The organism is Pseudomonas sp. AKS31, assembly GCF_023634765.1.
Lineage (GTDB): Bacteria > Pseudomonadota > Gammaproteobacteria > Pseudomonadales > Pseudomonadaceae > Aquipseudomonas.
The window spans coordinates 98756-114903 of the sequence record NZ_JAMLFX010000007.1 but is presented as its reverse complement, the minus strand read 5'-3'; the positions used below and the strand labels follow the sequence as shown (position 1 = coordinate 114903).

Genomic DNA, 16148 nt, shown 5'->3' with positions numbered 1-16148 from the left:
CTGCTCGCGAAAGCGGTCGAACACTCAACATTGATATCGACTGATATCGACGCCTTCGCGAGCAGGCTCGCTCCAACATTTGAACTGCATTTCAACTCAGGAATTTGATTGCCATGAACTATGTAAACCCAAACAAACTTCAAGCCGCGATCCTCGACTGGGCCGGCACCGTGGTCGATTTCGGCTCGTTCGCACCGACGCAGATCTTCGTCGAAGCCTTCGCCGAGTTCGACGTGCAGGTCTCCATCGAAGAAGCCCGTGGCCCGATGGGGATGGGCAAGTGGGACCACATCCGTACCCTCTGCGATCAGCCGCAAGTGGCCGAGCGTTATCGCAAGGCGTTCGGCCGCACGCCGACCGACGATGACGTCACCGCAATCTACAACCGCTTCATGCCGCTGCAGATCGAAAAGATCGCCGAGCACTCGGCGCTGATTCCCGGTGCACTGGAAACCATCGCCAATCTGCGTCAGCAAGGGATCAAGATCGGTTCCTGCTCCGGCTATCCGAAGCAAGTGATGGACAAGGTCGTCGAACTTGCCGCCAGCAACGGCTACGTCGCTGATCATGTGGTTGCCACCGACGAAGTGCCAAATGGCCGTCCGTGGCCGGCCCAGGCGCTGGCCAACGTGATCGCGCTGGGCATCGACGATGTCGCAGCGTGCGTGAAGATCGATGACACCGTGCCGGGCATTCTGGAAGGCCGCCGCGCCGGAATGTGGACCGTGGCGCTGATCTGCTCGGGCAACGCACTGGGTCTGGATTACGCCGGTTTCCGCGCCTTGGGCAGCGATGAACTGGCCAGCGAACGCAAGCGCATTCACGCGCTGTTCGAAGGTTCGCGCCCGCACTACATGATCGACACCATCACCGATCTGCCGGAAGTCATCGCTGACATCAACAAGCGCCTGGCCAACGGTGAGATGCCGCAAAACGCTTGAAGCTGAAAATGAAAAACACCGCTGATCCATGACAATCAGCGGTGTTTTTTTTCGCCGTATAAAAAACCAGCACAAGTCTCGGTAATCAATTACTCCGAAACAAGATTGCCTTCTGCATCGTAGGTCCGGCCGTCGGGATGTTTAACACTTCCATCCGGTAACTGTTCAGTTCCGTCTTCCCAGACAATACGTCCATCCGGATATTCAACGGTATTATCCGGCCAGATAATCCGCCCGTCCGGATACTCGACCCGGCCATCTTCATATTGAATGATGCCATCGGGACGCTTGATTGAAGTTGTATCGGCGTTAATCAAACTGCCATCAGGCAGTGTGGTCGAACCATCGACATTGACTGTCGCACCAAGTGTCTGGATTAGCGCAATCAAGGCCACCGGATCGACGTTGACGTTAATGGTCGGCCATGGCATTGGCGGGCGCTTGGTCTCGGTTGGCGTGGCAGGACTGGTCGGCCGCACCGGCTGGGTCGGCGCTACCGGCTGGGTCGGCGCTACCGGTTTGGTCGGAGCCACCGGCTTGGTCGGGGCCACTGGCTTGGTCGGGGCCACTGGCTTGGTCGGGGCCACTGGCTTGGTCGGTGCCACTGGTTTGGTCGGGGCCACTGGCTTGGTAGGGGCCACTGGCTTGGTCGGTGCCACCGGTTTGGTCGGCGCCACCGGTTTGGTCGGCGCCACTGGCTTGGTCGGTGCCACTGGCTTGGTCGGTGCCACCGGTTTGGTCGGCACAACCGGCCTGGTTGGAGCTACTGGCGTTGGCGCTGTAGTAGATGGGCGAGGCTTCGAAATCGGACGTTTCATATTTATACTCAACTTAAAATAATAAACTTTTAATCTTCAACAACTCACTAAAGATTCGACCCGACAATAACCATCCAAAACAAACCATTCAAACCAAAAGAAAACACAAGATATAAACAACACAAAGTTACGCTTGGCCAGACCACATACAAAACCGAGTTTCAAGTAACGAGCAAATCAAAATCGGGTATTGAATACTTTTCTTTCTTGCAAAAAACATCACGAACTCCGGGCAAAAACATCGCGGCAGGTTTACAGTGACAAGAGTGCCGTCACGACGGCCTGATTGCACATCGATCCCGAGGAAACCGCTTATGCCGTGGACAAGCTCAGAATCGCGTTACAGCACCGTTTCAGTCCTGCTGCACTGGCTGATGCTGGTGTTGTTGGTGCTGGTTTACGCCAGCATGGAACTGCGTGGCCTGTTCCCCAAGGGCAGTGGCGGGCGCACACTGATCCGCGAAGTGCACTACATGCTCGGCCTGACCGTGTTTGTACTCGTGTGGTTTCGCCTCCTCGCACGCAGCCTCGGTCCGGCGCCGAAAATTTTCCCTGCTTCGCCACAATGGCAGACTGTGCTGGCGCGGCTGATGCACTGGGCGTTGTACCTGTTCATGATCAGCATGCCGATTCTGGGCTGGCTGATTACCAGCGCCGAGGGACATCAGGTGATGTTCTATGGTTTTGACCTGCCGCTGCTGGTCGCGGAGAACAAGGATTTCGCCAAACAAGTTGAGGGCTGGCATGTACTGATCGCCACTGTGGGTTACTGGCTGATCGGGCTGCATGCGCTGGCGGGGATCTATCACCATTACGTGGTGGGCGATAACACGCTGCTGCGGATGATGCCCAAGCGCGGCTGAATATCAGGGGCTGGCGATAAAACCGCGCCTCCCCTGCAAGCCTCCGGTGTGGATGAAGATCAGCCGCGTTCCGGGCGCGAACCGGCCTGCCTCGACCTGTTGCTTGAGTGCCAGCAACGCCTTGCCGGTGTACAACGGCTCCAGAGCTATGCCGCAGGCCTGCTCGGTCTGCTCGATGAACGCGAGCAGCAGCGGATCGACCTTGGCAAAACCGCCACGGCTGGCATCGATCAACTCATAGTCAACACTGGCCAGTCCGGCTGACTGAATAATCGACTCGACCTGCGGCGCAACGCCGTGATCTCCAGGTACCGCCAACGCGCCATAGACCCGATGCGAACCCGCCTCGGCGAGAACCAGCCCGGCCAGCGTGGTGCCGGTGCCGCAGGCCACCCACCAACCGTGATAATCAGTCCAGCCCAGCGTAGGCAATTGTGCTTGCGCCTGTTCCTTGATCGCTGCACAACCGCGCGCCCCTGCTAACCCGCCGCCGCCCTCCGGCACCGCATACAGCTGCGGATACTGCTCATGCCAGGGCGCCCAGAAGCCCGGTTCATTGCGCGCGCGATAACCGCCATAACCCAACCAATGCAACTGCATGCCGAACGCCTGCAAATCCAGCACCGTCGGTGTGTCCTGCGCATGCCCGCGCAACAGTCCCACGGTTTTGCAGCCCAGCCGTTTCCCTGCCGCCGCCAACGCATGCAGATGATTGGAATGCGCACCACCGAGGCTGATGATGCCCTCGGCACCCGCGCGGTCGGCGGCTTTGAGGTGTTCGACGAGTTTGAACCATTTGTTGCCGCTGATCAGCGGGTCGATCTGGTCGAGGCGCAGGATGGCGACTTCAATGCCGGCGGTTGCGAGCCAGTCGAGGTGAAGGCGTTCGAGAGGGGCTTGGGGTAGCCAATCGGAGGGTGGCAAATGCATGGGCGGCGATTCGATCTGAACAGAGCCGGCATTCTAGTCGCTCACGAGCAGGCATCGCGAGCAGGCTCACTCCTCGATTGGTTGGTGCTCACCGAATCTGTGAACAACAAAACACTTGTGGGAGAGAGCCTGCTCGCGAAGGCGTCGTGTCAGTCGACAGGTGTATTGGCTGACACTCCGCTTTCGCGAGCAGGCTCGCTCCACAGCTCAAGCGGCGTTGTTTATAGCTCAGCCGCCAGACGCGAACCTTGGTTGATCGCACGCTTGGCATCCAGCTCAGCCGCGACATCCGCGCCGCCGATCAGGTGCACGTTCTGCCCCGCAGCCACCAGACCGTCGTGCAATTCGCGCAACGGATCCTGCCCTGCGCAAATCACAATGTTGTCCACCGCCAAGACTTGCGGCTCGCCGGTTTCGCCGATGCGGATATGCAGGCCCTGATCGTCAATGCTCAGGTATTCAACGCTGTTGAGCATCTGCACTTGCTTGTTCTTCAGACCGGTACGGTGAATCCAGCCAGTGGTTTTGCCGAGGCCATCGCCGACCTTGGTTTTCTTGCGCTGCAACAGAAACACTTCGCGTGCCGGCGCGTGCGGTTCGGCTTTGATCCCGGCCACGCCACCACGGGCTTCCAGTTGCGTGTCGATGCCCCATTCTTTCCAGAACGCGGCGCGATCCTGGCTGGTCGCTATACCTTGGTGAACGAGGAATTCCGAGACGTCAAAACCGATACCGCCGGCGCCAATCACCGCCACGCGCTTGCCCACCGGTTTGCGCTCGAGGATCACGTCCAGGTAGCTCAGCACCTTGGCATTGTCGACACCCGGAATTGCCGGCACACGCGGCGCAATACCAGTGGCGAGGATGATCTCGTCATACCCGCCTTCAACCAGTTTCGCCACGTCGACGCGGGTGTTCAGGCACACCTCAACATTAGTGGTCTGCAGCTTGCGCTTGAAGTAACGCAAGGTTTCGAAAAACTCTTCCTTGCCCGGCACGCGCTTGGCGATGTTGAACTGGCCGCCGATTTCACTGGCCGAATCGAACAGGGTCACCTGATGGCCACGCTCGGCAGCCACGGTCGCGGCGGACAATCCGGCAGGGCCGGCGCCAACCACGGCGATTTTCTTGATCTGCTGCACCGGCAGGTAGTTGAGTTCGGTTTCGTGGCAGGCACGCGGGTTGACCAGGCAACTGGTCAGCTTGCCACCAAAGGTGTGATCGAGGCACGCCTGGTTGCAACCGATGCAGGTGTTGATTTCGTCCGCACGACCTTCAGCGGCCTTGTTGACGAAGTCCGGGTCGGCGAGGAACGGCCGCGCCATCGAGACCATGTCGGCATCGCCTTCAGCCAGAATCTGCTCGGCGATTTCCGGCGTGTTGATGCGGTTGGTGGTGATCAGCGGAATCTTCACCGAGCCGCGCAGTTTGGCCGTGACCTTGCTGAATGCCGCACGCGGCACTTTTGTGGCGATGGTCGGGATCCGCGCTTCGTGCCAGCCGATGCCGGTGTTGATAATGGTCGCACCGGCCTGCTCGATGGCTTTGGCCAGGGTGACGATCTCGCCCCAGGTGCTGCCGCCCTCGACCAGGTCGAGCATCGACAGACGGAAAATAATGATGAAGTTCGGGCCAACCGCTTCGCGTACACGGCGAACGATTTCCACCGGCAGGCGCATACGGTTTTCGTAGCTGCCGCCCCAGCGGTCGGTGCGGTGGTTGGTGTGCGCGGCGAGGAACTGGTTAATGAAATAACCTTCCGAACCCATGATCTCGACGCCGTCATACTCGGCGCTCTGCGCCAGTATCGAACAGGTGACGAAATCGCTGATCTGCTTCTCGATGCCTTCTTCGTCCAGCTCTTTGGGCTTGAACGGGTTGATCGGTGCCTGAATCGCACTCGGCGCCACTTGTTTCGGGCTGTAGGCGTAACGCCCGGCGTGGAGAATCTGCATGCAGATCTTGCCGCCCGCCTCGTGCACCGCGCGGGTGACGATGCGGTGTTTGAGTGCTTCTTCCTCGGTGGTCAGCTTAGCCGCGCCGGAATACACGCCGCCCTCGTCGTTCGGGCCGATACCACCGGTGACCATCAGGCCGACACCGCCACGCGCACGTTCAGCGAAGTACGCCGCCATGCGCTCGAAGCCCCCCGGTTTTTCTTCCAGACCGGTGTGCATCGACCCCATCAGGGTGCGGTTGCGCAGCGTGGTGAATCCCAGGTCCAGCGGGGCCAACAGGTGCGGGTAATGAGCGGCGGTCATCGGTAACTCCACAACGAGCGATCACGGAAAAGTTGCGGGCGCTCTGCGGCTCCCGTCAGTCATGTTCGACAGACTAAGAGTCGCATCGCTGTCACTCAATGACCGTAACTGACAACTTATTGATCCAAATGCGCAGCGCCCCTTGGCAATCAGGTCCATGGGCCCTACCCTAGTCGCCATACCCTGTACCCGGTAGTTGTTGGTTTTCATGCGCAAACTTTTGTACCTGTTTTTTTCCATGGCCCTCGTTGCCGCCCTGACCACCTACGCCATGTGGGCGGCGGACCGGCCGGCGGGCCACTACCTGTCGGACCTGCGCATCAACGTGGCGGTCGATCAGGGCACCCCCGCCGATCGCGGCAATCTGCTGGGCATCCAGCCCGAGCTGTTTCCCACGGACTATCAAAACCCCGAGCGCTTGCACCGCAAACTCGCAGCCTATCTGCAGCAAGCGCAGGATCAAGGCCTGCTGAACGACAAAACCGTCGTGGTGCTGCCGGAGAACATCGGCACCTGGTTGCTGCTCAGCGGCGAAAAAGACGAGCTGTATCAGGCCCCGAGCCTCGCCGAGGCAATGAACTGGCTGGCCGCGAGCAATCCGTTGTTGTTCGCCCGCGCCTGGCTCAGCGCCAACGGCAGCGACCGCCTCAACGACGCCTACCTGCGCATGAAAGCCAAAGCGATGGCCAAGGATTACCAGGCGCTGTTCGGGGGGCTGGCCAAAGAATTTCACGTGACCCTGGTGGCCGGCTCGATCGTGCTGCCGGAGCCGAGTGTCCGCGACGGCCAGCTCAAACCCGGTAGCGGTGCCCTGTTCAACAGCAGCGTGGTGTTCGGCCGCGATGGCGTGCCGCTTGGCCAGCCGCAACGGCAGATGCATCCGGTGTTCGATCAGCGCGAGGTGCTCGAAAGCGCAGACAAACACGCGCTAAACGTGGTCGACACCCCGGCCGGGCGCCTTGGCGTGTTGATTGGCAGCGACAGTTGGTACCCGGACAACTACCGCAAACTTGACGAGCAAAACACACAATTGATCGCGGTACCGGCGCAGGTATTCGGCCAGGGTGCCTGGAATCAGCCATGGCGCGGTTACAAAGGTTCAAGCACGCCGGGGTCGGTCAGCCTCAAACCCGGTGAAGTCACCGAAGGACAGGCCTGGCATCGACTGACACTGACCGCGCAACCGCCGAGCAGCCGAGCGATCGCCGGCATCAGTGTGTTCCTGCGCGGGCAGTTCTGGGACAAGGCCAGTGCCGGTCAGAGTTTCCTCAGCAGCGACGGTCAGCAGTTCGCCGATGGCGAGGCCCGTGGCGCGCGTTTGCTGAACATCTGGTTGTAAGCCATGAAGCCGCTGCCGATGCGCCTCGGGGATCTGTCGGTGGGCTTTGTTCACAGCCTCGCCGACGCCGTACGCAGTCATGGGGCGGATCCGCAGCCGTTGCTGGAGCAATATGGACTGGACGCCGCGCGACTGGCCGAGGCCGGGGCGCGTTTGTCGATTCCGCGCTATATGCGCCTGGGCCACGCCGCGATTCAGTTGACCGGCGATTCGGCGCTGGGCCTGCGCATGGGCCAGCTCAGTCGCCTCAGCCAGGCCGGGCTGGCCGGCGTCACCGCCGCACAAGCGCCGACGGTGCGTGAAGCCGCGCGCTGTCTGATCCGTTTCGAGGCGTTGTACGGCTCCAACTATCGCGGCCAATCCAGCTTCCACGAGGACGCCAATGGCGCGTGGCTGCGTTTCTATTCGATCAGCCCGTACAACGCCTATAACCGCTTTGTCGTGGACTCGATCATCGCCGGATGGCTGCATCAGCTCTCCAGTGTCAGCCGCGAAGCGCTGCGCGCTGAACGCATCGACATCGAGTTCGAGGAGCCGGATTACCGCGAGGCCTACAGCGTGCTGGGTGATTGCCCGATCCAGTTTGGCGCCGATGGCAATCAGCTGCGCCTGAACCTCAACAGCCTCGCGCAGCGCAACCCGGAGCACTGCCCGAGTACCTGGCGGCATCTGCTGCAACTGTGTGAACGCGAACTGGAGCAATTGACCCGCACCCGCAGTCTGCGCGAACGCATCACGCAGTTGCTTGGGCCGTTGCTCAATGGTGGCCGGGAACCCGACCTGGAAGAAGTGGCGTCGCGCCTGAAGCTGCCGACCTGGACATTGCGCCGCAAACTGGCCGAGGAAGGCACGCAGTTTCGCGCGATCCTCAACGACACCCGGCGCGATCTGGCGATGACTTACATCCGCGATACCGAACTGGCATTCGGCGAAATCGCCTACCTGCTGGGTTTTGCTTCAGCCGAAGCGTTCCAGCGAGCCTTTAAACGCTGGAGCGGTCAGACGCCCGGCGAATTCCGCCGCAGTCACCGCAAAACGGCATAAAAGCAGCTGCGAGCTTCAAGCTTCAAGTCAAAGCTCGGTGGCGTCTTCGGCGGGCTCGGGTTGATCCAGTTCAAAGGCCTGGTATTCGAGCAGCTCTTCTTGATATTCATCCATCGTGTAATCCCCCTGCTGCTCTCTTGAATGGGCCTGAGCAAATGCCCAGTGCCTCGAGCTTAACGCGCTCGTATGAAGGAAAAGTGAAACCCGGCCTTCATGAATAAAACGTAGCAGGTGGTCAGGAATTTATCGTGGGAATTTTGTCAGGGGAATGTAACGAAATTTAAGCCACCCCAAAAACCACTGTGGGAGCGAGCCTGCTCGCGAAGGCGGACTCTCAGTCACATAAGTGCTGAATGTACCGACACTTTCGCGAGCAGGCTCGCTCCCACAGGGGGTTGCGGTGAGGCTGGATTATTGGCCGGACGCAGGCATCGCCGGAATCGGCTCGGATGGCGGCGGAATATCCGGGTTGGCCGGAGGCGTGATGGTTTCGGTCGCCGGCGCAGCTGCAGGTGCCGGCGCAGGTTCAGCGCTCGGGGCCGGAGTGATTGGCGCAGCGTCTGCCGGTGGTGCAACCGGTTCCGACGTCACTGGAGCGGCCTCAGCAGGTGCGGGCGCCGGTTCTGCAGCAGGCGTAGGTTCAACCTTCGGCGCAGGCGTTGGCGTTGGCGTTGGCGTTGGCGCCAACGCTGCCGGAGCCGCCTTCGCCTCAGGCATACCGAGATCGGTCTTGGGCTTCTCTTCGATATGCGCTGCCTTCTTCGCATCCGCCGGCAGGAACAACTCCACCAACGTAAAGAAACGCTCGTAGAACTTCTGCGACGTCACCGTCTCGCTGGCGACCTTGACCATCGAATCGTCCGACGAGCCGATCGGCATCGACACCGAGCCCAGCACACCCACACCGAGGCTGGCCGAGTTGTTGGTCTTCTTCAGCGCGTAGCGATCCTGCAAGGCGTTGGCGAACATCGTTGCATGGTGCCCGGCACTGCCGTCATCGGCGCAGACCACATTGAAGCTGATCTCCATGTGGGTGTCGCCGGTTTGCTGGAAGCTCTTGTGGCCGCTGACCAGTTTCGGGTCGCTGCTGGTGATGATGTAGCCCTGGCTGAGCAACGCACGGCGCGCCGCTTCGCAACTGGCCGCGTCGGTCACCGGGTAATTGCGCGAAAACGTACCGGAGTCATCGAAGTTCTCATGCTCATACATCGGCTTGTCTTTCGAACAGCCGGCAACAGCGGTCAACAACAGCGCCAACCCGACAACACGCATGGGAGTGGAAATCAACATTGAACATCCTGAAAGAAAACAGTCCGGGGCGTATTGTGCAACAGATCACGCCCCCGCGGCGCATGGATTAGTGTCTTAAAGCAGTTACAACTCTATCGACCGTCAGTTGCGGGAAAAAGTCGCAACACCCGATGATCGATGAACACGCGCAATTTTGCCGTAGCGTGGCGACTGGGGATATCCCCCCAAAACCCCAAAAGCATGGCAGGCCCAAAGGCTGCCACGCCGCACCGCGCGCGCAAAAAAAAGCCCCGACCTTCTCAGGCCGGGGCTTTCACATCACATCTCAGTCAACCATCAAAACCGCTTGATGTCCGCCTGAGCTTCCAACTGCTTGCGATACGCAGCAAAGTCCTGCTGCCCCTCACGCGAAGCAAGGAAGCGACGGTACTGAAGCTTCTCTTCATCCGTCGGCGCAGCCGCTTCGTTAACGCCGTTCAGGCGCACGATCATCAGGCTGCCATCCGGCAACGTCACGCTGGTGAACGTCGGTTTATCCTTGGCAGCCGGCTTCGGCATACGGAACAACGCTTGCAGCACCGCCGGATCAACACCTTCCTGACCACGGGTGGCCGCTTCAGTGGTTTTCCAGTTCTGGCCATCAACCGCCTTGTCCAACGGCGCCTTGCCATCACGCAGATCAGCAATCAGCTTCTCGGCCTTGGTCTTGGCAGCCGCGCTGGCGTGCTCTTTGGTCAACTGAGTGCGGATCGCCGCACTCACGCTTTCCAGCGGCAGTTGCGCAGGCTTGAGGTGTTCCTTGGAGCGCAGCACGATCACGGTTTCCGGATCCAGTTCGATAGCGGTGCTGTTGGCACCTTCATCGATCACTTCGGTGCTGAACGCAGCAGTGACCACGGCACGGTTGGCCGTAACACCTTCGCCACCCTCACGGCCAAACGGCTTGGAGGTGTGCACGGTCAGCTTCAGATCCGCCGCTGGCTGAGCCAGGTCAGACGCTTCGAACGCGGAGTCTTCCAGTTGCTTGGTCGCCTCGACGAAACGCTGCTCGACCTGCGCAGCTTTCAGCTCGCGGGTCAGCTTGTCTTTCAGGCTGGCCAGGGTCGGTACTTCAGGCGCTTCCACACCCAACAGCTTGATCAAGTGGTAGCCGAAGTCGGTACGAACCGGCTCGGACACCTGGTCTTTCGACAGCGAGTACAAAGCTTTTTCAAACGCTGGGTCGTAAACGCCCGGACCTGCGTAACCAAGGTCACCGCCATTGTTGGCCGAACCCGGGTCCTGCGAGAACTCTTTGGCCAGCGCTTCGAACTTCTCGCCCTTGGCCAGACGCGCCTGGACTTCGTCGATCTTCGCCTTGGCCTGAGCTTCGGTGGTCTTGTCGTTCACTTCGATCAGGATGTGCGCGGCACGACGCTGTTCAGACAGGTTGGCGATCTCTTTCTGATACGCCGCCTGCAGGTCTTCGTCCTTGACCGCAACCTGATCGAAGAACGAGGACTTCTTCAGCTCTACATAATCGATGATCACTTGATCCGGAGTCATGAACTCCTTGGCGTGTTCGTCGTAGTACGCCTTGACTTCGTCGTCAGTCAGTTTAACTGCCGCCGGGTCAGCCTTGACGTTCAGGGTAGCGAAATCGCGGGTCTGTTTTTCCAGACGGGCGAATGCCAGCACTTCGGCGTCGGTGACGAAACCGCTGCCCGCCACACCGGCGCGCAGTTGGCCGATGAGCATTTCCTGAGCCAGCATCTGGCGGAATTGCATACGGCTGTAACCCAGTTGACGGATCACCTGGTCAAAGCGCTCGGAGCTGAACTTGCCGTCCACCTGGAATTCAGGTGTCTGCAGGATCACTTGATCCAGCGCGGCTTCGGAGAAAGCGAATTTCGCTTGTTCGGCGCCTTGCAGCAGCAACTTGCGATCGATCAGGCCCTTGAGCGCCGATTCACGCAGCATTTTCTCGTCAAGCAAAGAAGCATCGAAGTCTTTGCCCAACTGTTGCATCAGCTGACGGCGTTGCATATCAACGGCCTGGCTCAGCTCGTTCTGGCTGATTTCTTCACCGTTGACCTTGGCCGCCTCATTCTTGTGAGTCGTGGCCTGGAAAATGGCGTCGAAACCGGTCAGAGCCATCAGTGCAACGATAACCCCGATAATGGTCTTGGCAATCCAGCCTTGTGAATTGTCCCTGATATTCTGCAGCATGCGTCCCCCAGAAACGGTTGAACTTCAAAATTAGGCAACCGTGGAGCGTGGGTAGAATCCGGATAGAAGAAAGGCGCATCCGAGGATGCGCCTTCTCGTAACTGGCGGAGCGGACAGGGCTCGAACCCTCGATCCCGGCGTTACAGGCAACTGTTTCAGCTACCTGCTCTACCGCTCCGCTGCCAAGTCAGGCATGACCCCGACCCGGATGGGTAAAAACCTGAAAACTTAGTTAACAGCTTCTTTCAGTGCTTTACCGGCTTTGAAACCTGGCTTCTTGGCAGCCGGGATTTCCAGAGTCTTGCCGGTTTGAGGGTTACGACCGGTACGAGCCGGACGGTCCGTCACGGAGAAAGTACCGAAACCAACCAGAACAACGGAGTCGCCAGCCTTCAGAGCGCCAGTGACGGATTCGATTACAGCGTCCAGCGCACGGCCAGCAGCAGCTTTCGGGATATCAGCGGATGCAGCGATAGCATCAATCAGTTCCGACTTGTTCACTCTAAGTCCCCTTATATCTATTTTGAGATGATTCTAAGTTTTTTGGTGAAAGCAAAAACGAGTGCTGAATGGCCTACAGACACTTAAGAGCCGCTTTATAACAAGGGCTCTAAAAAACTGTCAAGGAAGCCCCCCAGGCAAAAGCGTATTAATGCGTGCTAATTCTTTCCTTAGAGTCAGACTCACGTTTTTCGTCCTTGGCAACTATCTCGGGAGCCACATCCGGCAAGGGCTCCGGCGCGTATTGCAGCGCAATTTGCAGGACCTCGTCAATCCATTTAACCGGTTTAATCTGCAGATCCTGCTTGATATTGTCAGGAATCTCCTTCAGATCACGCACGTTCTCTTCCGGAATAATCACGATCTTGATTCCGCCGCGGTGAGCCGCCAGCAGTTTTTCCTTCAGACCACCAATCGCCAGCACTTGACCACGCAAAGTAATTTCACCGGTCATGGCGACATCGGCGCGCACCGGAATACCGGTCAATGCCGACACCAGCGCCGTGCACATGCCTACACCAGCGCTAGGGCCGTCCTTCGGCGTCGCCCCTTCCGGCATGTGGATGTGCGTGTCGCGCTTCTCGTGGAAGTCCAGAGGAATGCCCAGGCTCTTGGCGCGGCTGCGTACTACGGTGAGCGCGGCAGTGATCGATTCGACCATCACATCGCCCAGCGAACCGGTCTTGATCAACTGACCTTTACCCGGCACTACAGCGGCTTCGATAGTCAGCAATTCACCGCCCACCTGAGTCCAGGCAAGGCCGGTGACCTGACCGATCTGATCCTGCTGCTCGGCCAGACCGTAGCGGAACTTGCGCACACCGAGGAAGTGTTCCAGCAGATCAGCTGTCACTTTCACCGAGAAGCGTTTTTCCAGTGCATGTTCTTTAACGGCCTTGCGGCAGACCTTGGCGATCTGACGTTCGAGGCCACGCACACCGGCTTCACGGGTGTAGTAACGGATGATGTCGCGGATCGCTTCAGCGTCGAATTCCAGCTCGCCTTTCTTCAGACCATTGGCGGCAATCTGCTTTGGCGAGAGGTATTTGACGGCGATGTTGATCTTCTCGTCTTCGGTGTAGCCCGGCAGACGGATGACTTCCATCCGGTCGAGCAGCGCCGGCGGGATATTCATCGAGTTCGAGGTGCACAGGAACATCACATCCGAGAGGTCGTAATCGACTTCCAGATAATGGTCGTTGAAGTTGTGGTTCTGCTCTGGATCGAGCACTTCCAGCAACGCCGACGCCGGGTCGCCACGCATGTCGCTGCCCATTTTGTCGATTTCATCGAGGAGGAACAGCGGGTTGCGCACGCCCACCTTTGTCATCTTTTGAATCAATCTTCCTGGCATCGAACCGATGTAAGTCCGACGGTGACCACGGATTTCCGCTTCATCACGCACGCCACCGAGGGCCATGCGCACGAATTTACGGTTGGTGGCATGGGCAATCGACTCGGCCAGCGAGGTTTTACCTACGCCCGGAGGACCGACCAGGCACAACACCGGGCCACGGATTTTCTTCACGCGTTTTTGCACGGCGAGGTATTCAAGGATACGTTCCTTGACCTCTTCGAGACCGTAGTGGTCGGCATCGAGAATGTCTTCTGCGCGCGCCAGGTCCAGACGTACCTTGCTCTGGGCCTTCCACGGCACTTGCACCAGCCAGTCGATGTAAGAGCGCACCACGGTGGCCTCAGCAGACATCGGCGACATCTGCTTGAGCTTGTTCAGCTCGGCAGTGGCCTTGGCCAACGCGTCTTTCGGCAGACCGGCAGCGTCGATACGCTTTTTCAGGTCTTCGATTTCGTTGTGGCCTTCGTCGCTGTCGCCGAGTTCTTTCTGAATGGCCTTCATCTGCTCATTCAGGTAGTACTCGCGCTGACTGCGCTCCATTTGCTTTTTGACACGACCGCGAATGCGTTTTTCGACTTGCAGCAGATCGATCTCGGCATCCAGTAACGCCAGAACGTGCTCGACCCGGGCCGACAAATCGATGATTTCGAGAATTTCCTGCTTCTGCTCGATTTTCAGCGCCATGTGCGCCGCCATGGTGTCAACCAAGCGACCCGGCTCATCGATGCTGTTGAGCGACGACAGGACTTCAGCCGGGACCTTCTTGCCCAACTGTACATATTGTTCGAACTGCGACAGCAGTGTGCGCACGAACACTTCGGATTCGCGCTCGGCAGCGTCGACTTCTTCGATCAGCGAGACTTCGGCACGGCAATGGCCGTCGACTTCGCTGAAGCGTTCGACGGTGCCACGCTGCTCACCCTCGACCAGAACCTTGACGGTGCCGTCAGGCAGCTTGAGCAGCTGTAGAACAGTGGCGATGGTACCTACGCGATAGAGAGCGTCTTCACCGGGATCGTCGTCAGCCGGGTTTCTCTGGGCCAGCAGCAGGATCTGCTTGTCGCCCGTCATCGCGGCCTCGAGGGCTTCGATGGATTTCTCGCGCCCCACGAACAGCGGGATAACCATGTGCGGATAAACCACGACATCACGCAATGGCAGGAGAGGCAATTCGATGGTTGTCTTCATGATTTCGCCTCTACGGCGGCCATATGGCCGTAATCAGATGGAATTGAGCTTGAAACCAAGATGGGGGCTGCCTTGAAAAAAAACAAGCGCAAAGCGGATGTAAAAAACGACATAAAAAAAAAGAGGCCCGAAGGCCCCTTCTTTATTGCAGCAGACTGGGCGCTTACGCGTCCGGCGCTGCCTTGGCCGTCGGCTCACTGTTTTCGTAGATATACAGTGGCTTGGACTTGCCTTCGATCACGCTTTCATCGATCACGACTTTGCTCACCTCGGACTGCGAGGGGATTTCATACATCGTGTCGAGCAGTACACCTTCGAGAATCGAGCGCAGGCCACGGGCACCGGTTTTACGTTCCAGGGCACGCTTGGCGACCGATTTCAGCGCGTCGGAACGGAATTCCAGATCCACGCCTTCCATCTCGAACAGCTTGGCATACTGTTTGGTCAGAGCATTTTTCGGCTCGGTGAGGATCTGCATCAGCGCAGCCTCATCAAGCTCGTCCAGCGTCGCGAGGACCGGCAGACGACCGACGAACTCCGGGATCAGACCGAACTTGACCAGATCGTCAGGCTCGACTTCACGCAGGGATTCACCGACTTTCTTGCCTTCTTCCTTGCTGCGCACTTCTGCGTTGAAACCGATGCCGCCCTTGGTGGAACGGTTTTGAATAACCTTTTCCAGACCGGAGAACGCACCACCGCAGATGAACAGGATGTTACGGGTGTCGACCTGCAGGAATTCCTGCTGCGGGTGCTTGCGACCACCTTGCGGCGGTACGGAAGCGACCGTGCCTTCGATCAACTTCAACAAGGCCTGTTGCACGCCTTCACCGGAAACGTCCCGGGTGATCGACGGGTTGTCGGACTTGCGGGAAATCTTGTCGATTTCGTCGATGTAGACAATACCCATCTGGGCCTTCTCTACGTCGTAATCGCACTTCTGCAGCAGCTTCTGAATGATGTTCTCGACATCTTCACCCACGTAACCCGCCTCGGTGAGAGTGGTTGCGTCGGCAATGGTGAACGGAACGTTCAGCAAGCGGGCCAGTGTTTCGGCCAGCAGGGTTTTACCGGAGCCTGTCGGGCCGATCAGCAGGATGTTGCTCTTGCCGAGTTCGACGTCGTCAGCCTTTTTGTCACGCTGGTTCAGGCGCTTGTAGTGGTTGTACACCGCTACGGCCAAAACCTTTTTCGCACGCTCCTGACCAATGACGTACTGGTCAAGGATGCCGCTGATTTCTTTAGGCGAAGGCAATTTATGCGCGCTGCTTTCGGCCTGGGCTTCCTGCACCTCCTCGCGGATGATGTCATTGCACAGGTCGACGCACTCGTCGCAGATAAAGACCGAGGGGCCGGCAATCAATTTGCGCACTTCATGCTGGCTTTTGCCACAGAAGGAGCAATAGAGCAGCTTGCCGTTGTCCTCGCCGTTGCGGGTGTCAGTCAT

General features: G+C 58.7%; 12 protein-coding genes and 1 pseudogene. 4 read left to right on the top strand and 9 right to left on the bottom strand.

Annotated elements, in window-relative coordinates:
• The first annotated feature begins 113 nt into the window (after positions 1-113).
• Positions 114-941, top strand: a complete 828-nt coding sequence (phnX, locus tag M9827_RS19040) for a phosphonoacetaldehyde hydrolase (RefSeq protein ID WP_250606607.1) — start codon at positions 114-116, stop codon at positions 939-941.
• Between the two features lie 89 nt (positions 942-1030).
• On the opposite strand, the gene M9827_RS27765 is transcribed toward phnX, so the two are convergent.
• Positions 1031-1687, bottom strand: coding sequence for a hypothetical protein (locus tag M9827_RS27765; protein ID WP_284676931.1), 657 nt, complete (start codon positions 1685-1687; stop codon positions 1031-1033).
• Between the two features lie 386 nt (positions 1688-2073).
• Between M9827_RS27765 and M9827_RS19025 the strand changes: the two genes are divergently transcribed.
• The gene (locus M9827_RS19025; RefSeq protein ID WP_250606605.1) at positions 2074-2622 is read left to right on the top strand and encodes a cytochrome b; all 549 of its coding nucleotides are present in this window, start codon (positions 2074-2076) and stop codon (positions 2620-2622) included.
• A 3-nt stretch (positions 2623-2625) separates the two neighbouring features.
• On the opposite strand, the gene M9827_RS19020 is transcribed toward M9827_RS19025, so the two are convergent.
• Positions 2626-3552, bottom strand: coding sequence for a 1-aminocyclopropane-1-carboxylate deaminase/D-cysteine desulfhydrase (locus M9827_RS19020; RefSeq protein WP_250606604.1), 927 nt, complete (start codon positions 3550-3552; stop codon positions 2626-2628).
• A 221-nt stretch (positions 3553-3773) separates the two neighbouring features.
• Positions 3774-5813: an NADPH-dependent 2,4-dienoyl-CoA reductase gene (locus tag M9827_RS19015; RefSeq protein ID WP_250606603.1), complete on the bottom strand. Its 2040-nt coding sequence runs from the start codon at positions 5811-5813 to the stop codon at positions 3774-3776.
• A gap of 208 nt (positions 5814-6021) precedes the next feature.
• Between M9827_RS19015 and M9827_RS19010 the strand changes: the two genes are divergently transcribed.
• Together M9827_RS19010 and M9827_RS19005 are read left to right on the top strand one after the other, a co-directional pair.
• Positions 6022-7152, top strand: a complete 1131-nt coding sequence (locus tag M9827_RS19010) for a carbon-nitrogen hydrolase family protein (protein WP_250606602.1) — start codon at positions 6022-6024, stop codon at positions 7150-7152.
• Positions 7153-7155: 3 nt separating this feature from the next.
• A complete protein-coding gene (locus M9827_RS19005) occupies positions 7156-8196 on the top strand; it encodes an AraC family transcriptional regulator (protein ID WP_250606601.1) in 1041 nt (346 codons plus the stop codon).
• A gap of 411 nt (positions 8197-8607) precedes the next feature.
• Here M9827_RS19005 and M9827_RS19000 read toward each other — a convergent pair whose 3' ends face one another.
• From M9827_RS19000 to clpX, 6 genes and pseudogenes are all read right to left on the bottom strand, one after another.
• Positions 8608-9486, bottom strand: a complete 879-nt coding sequence (locus M9827_RS19000; RefSeq protein WP_250606600.1) for a DUF2242 domain-containing protein — start codon at positions 9484-9486, stop codon at positions 8608-8610.
• Positions 9487-9578: 92 nt separating this feature from the next.
• Positions 9579-9677: pseudogene (locus M9827_RS28015) on the bottom strand (LysR family transcriptional regulator); the annotation flags it as partial.
• A 106-nt stretch (positions 9678-9783) separates the two neighbouring features.
• Entirely contained in the window at positions 9784-11655 is a 1872-nt protein-coding gene (locus M9827_RS18995) for a SurA N-terminal domain-containing protein (protein WP_250606599.1), read from the bottom strand.
• Between the two features lie 228 nt (positions 11656-11883).
• Positions 11884-12156: an HU family DNA-binding protein gene (locus M9827_RS18990; protein ID WP_003183171.1), complete on the bottom strand. Its 273-nt coding sequence runs from the start codon at positions 12154-12156 to the stop codon at positions 11884-11886.
• A gap of 148 nt (positions 12157-12304) precedes the next feature.
• Positions 12305-14701 (bottom strand): endopeptidase La, encoded by a 2397-nt coding sequence (lon, locus tag M9827_RS18985; RefSeq protein ID WP_007917325.1) that lies wholly within the window; start codon positions 14699-14701, stop codon positions 12305-12307.
• 163 nt (positions 14702-14864) lie between these two features.
• Positions 14865-16148: an ATP-dependent Clp protease ATP-binding subunit ClpX gene (gene clpX, locus M9827_RS18980; RefSeq protein WP_016775335.1), complete on the bottom strand. Its 1284-nt coding sequence runs from the start codon at positions 16146-16148 to the stop codon at positions 14865-14867.

What these genes read in the sequence shown, in the direction of transcription:
- phnX (WP_250606607.1), top strand. Translation starts at nt 114, where the DNA reads ATGAACTATGTAAACCCAAACAAACTTCAAGCCGCGATCCTCGACTGG.
- M9827_RS19025 (WP_250606605.1), top strand. Translation starts at nt 2,074, where the DNA reads ATGCCGTGGACAAGCTCAGAATCGCGTTACAGCACCGTTTCAGTCCTG.
- M9827_RS19020 (WP_250606604.1), bottom strand. Translation starts at nt 3,552, where the DNA reads ATGCATTTGCCACCCTCCGATTGGCTACCCCAAGCCCCTCTCGAACGC.
- M9827_RS19015 (WP_250606603.1), bottom strand. Translation starts at nt 5,813, where the DNA reads ATGACCGCCGCTCATTACCCGCACCTGTTGGCCCCGCTGGACCTGGGA.
- M9827_RS19010 (WP_250606602.1), top strand. Translation starts at nt 6,022, where the DNA reads ATGCGCAAACTTTTGTACCTGTTTTTTTCCATGGCCCTCGTTGCCGCC.
- M9827_RS19005 (WP_250606601.1), top strand. Translation starts at nt 7,156, where the DNA reads ATGAAGCCGCTGCCGATGCGCCTCGGGGATCTGTCGGTGGGCTTTGTT.
- M9827_RS19000 (WP_250606600.1), bottom strand. Translation starts at nt 9,486, where the DNA reads ATGTTGATTTCCACTCCCATGCGTGTTGTCGGGTTGGCGCTGTTGTTG.
- M9827_RS18995 (WP_250606599.1), bottom strand. Translation starts at nt 11,655, where the DNA reads ATGCTGCAGAATATCAGGGACAATTCACAAGGCTGGATTGCCAAGACC.
- lon (WP_007917325.1), bottom strand. Translation starts at nt 14,701, where the DNA reads ATGAAGACAACCATCGAATTGCCTCTCCTGCCATTGCGTGATGTCGTG.
- clpX (WP_016775335.1), bottom strand. Translation starts at nt 16,148, where the DNA reads ATGACTGACACCCGCAACGGCGAGGACAACGGCAAGCTGCTCTATTGC.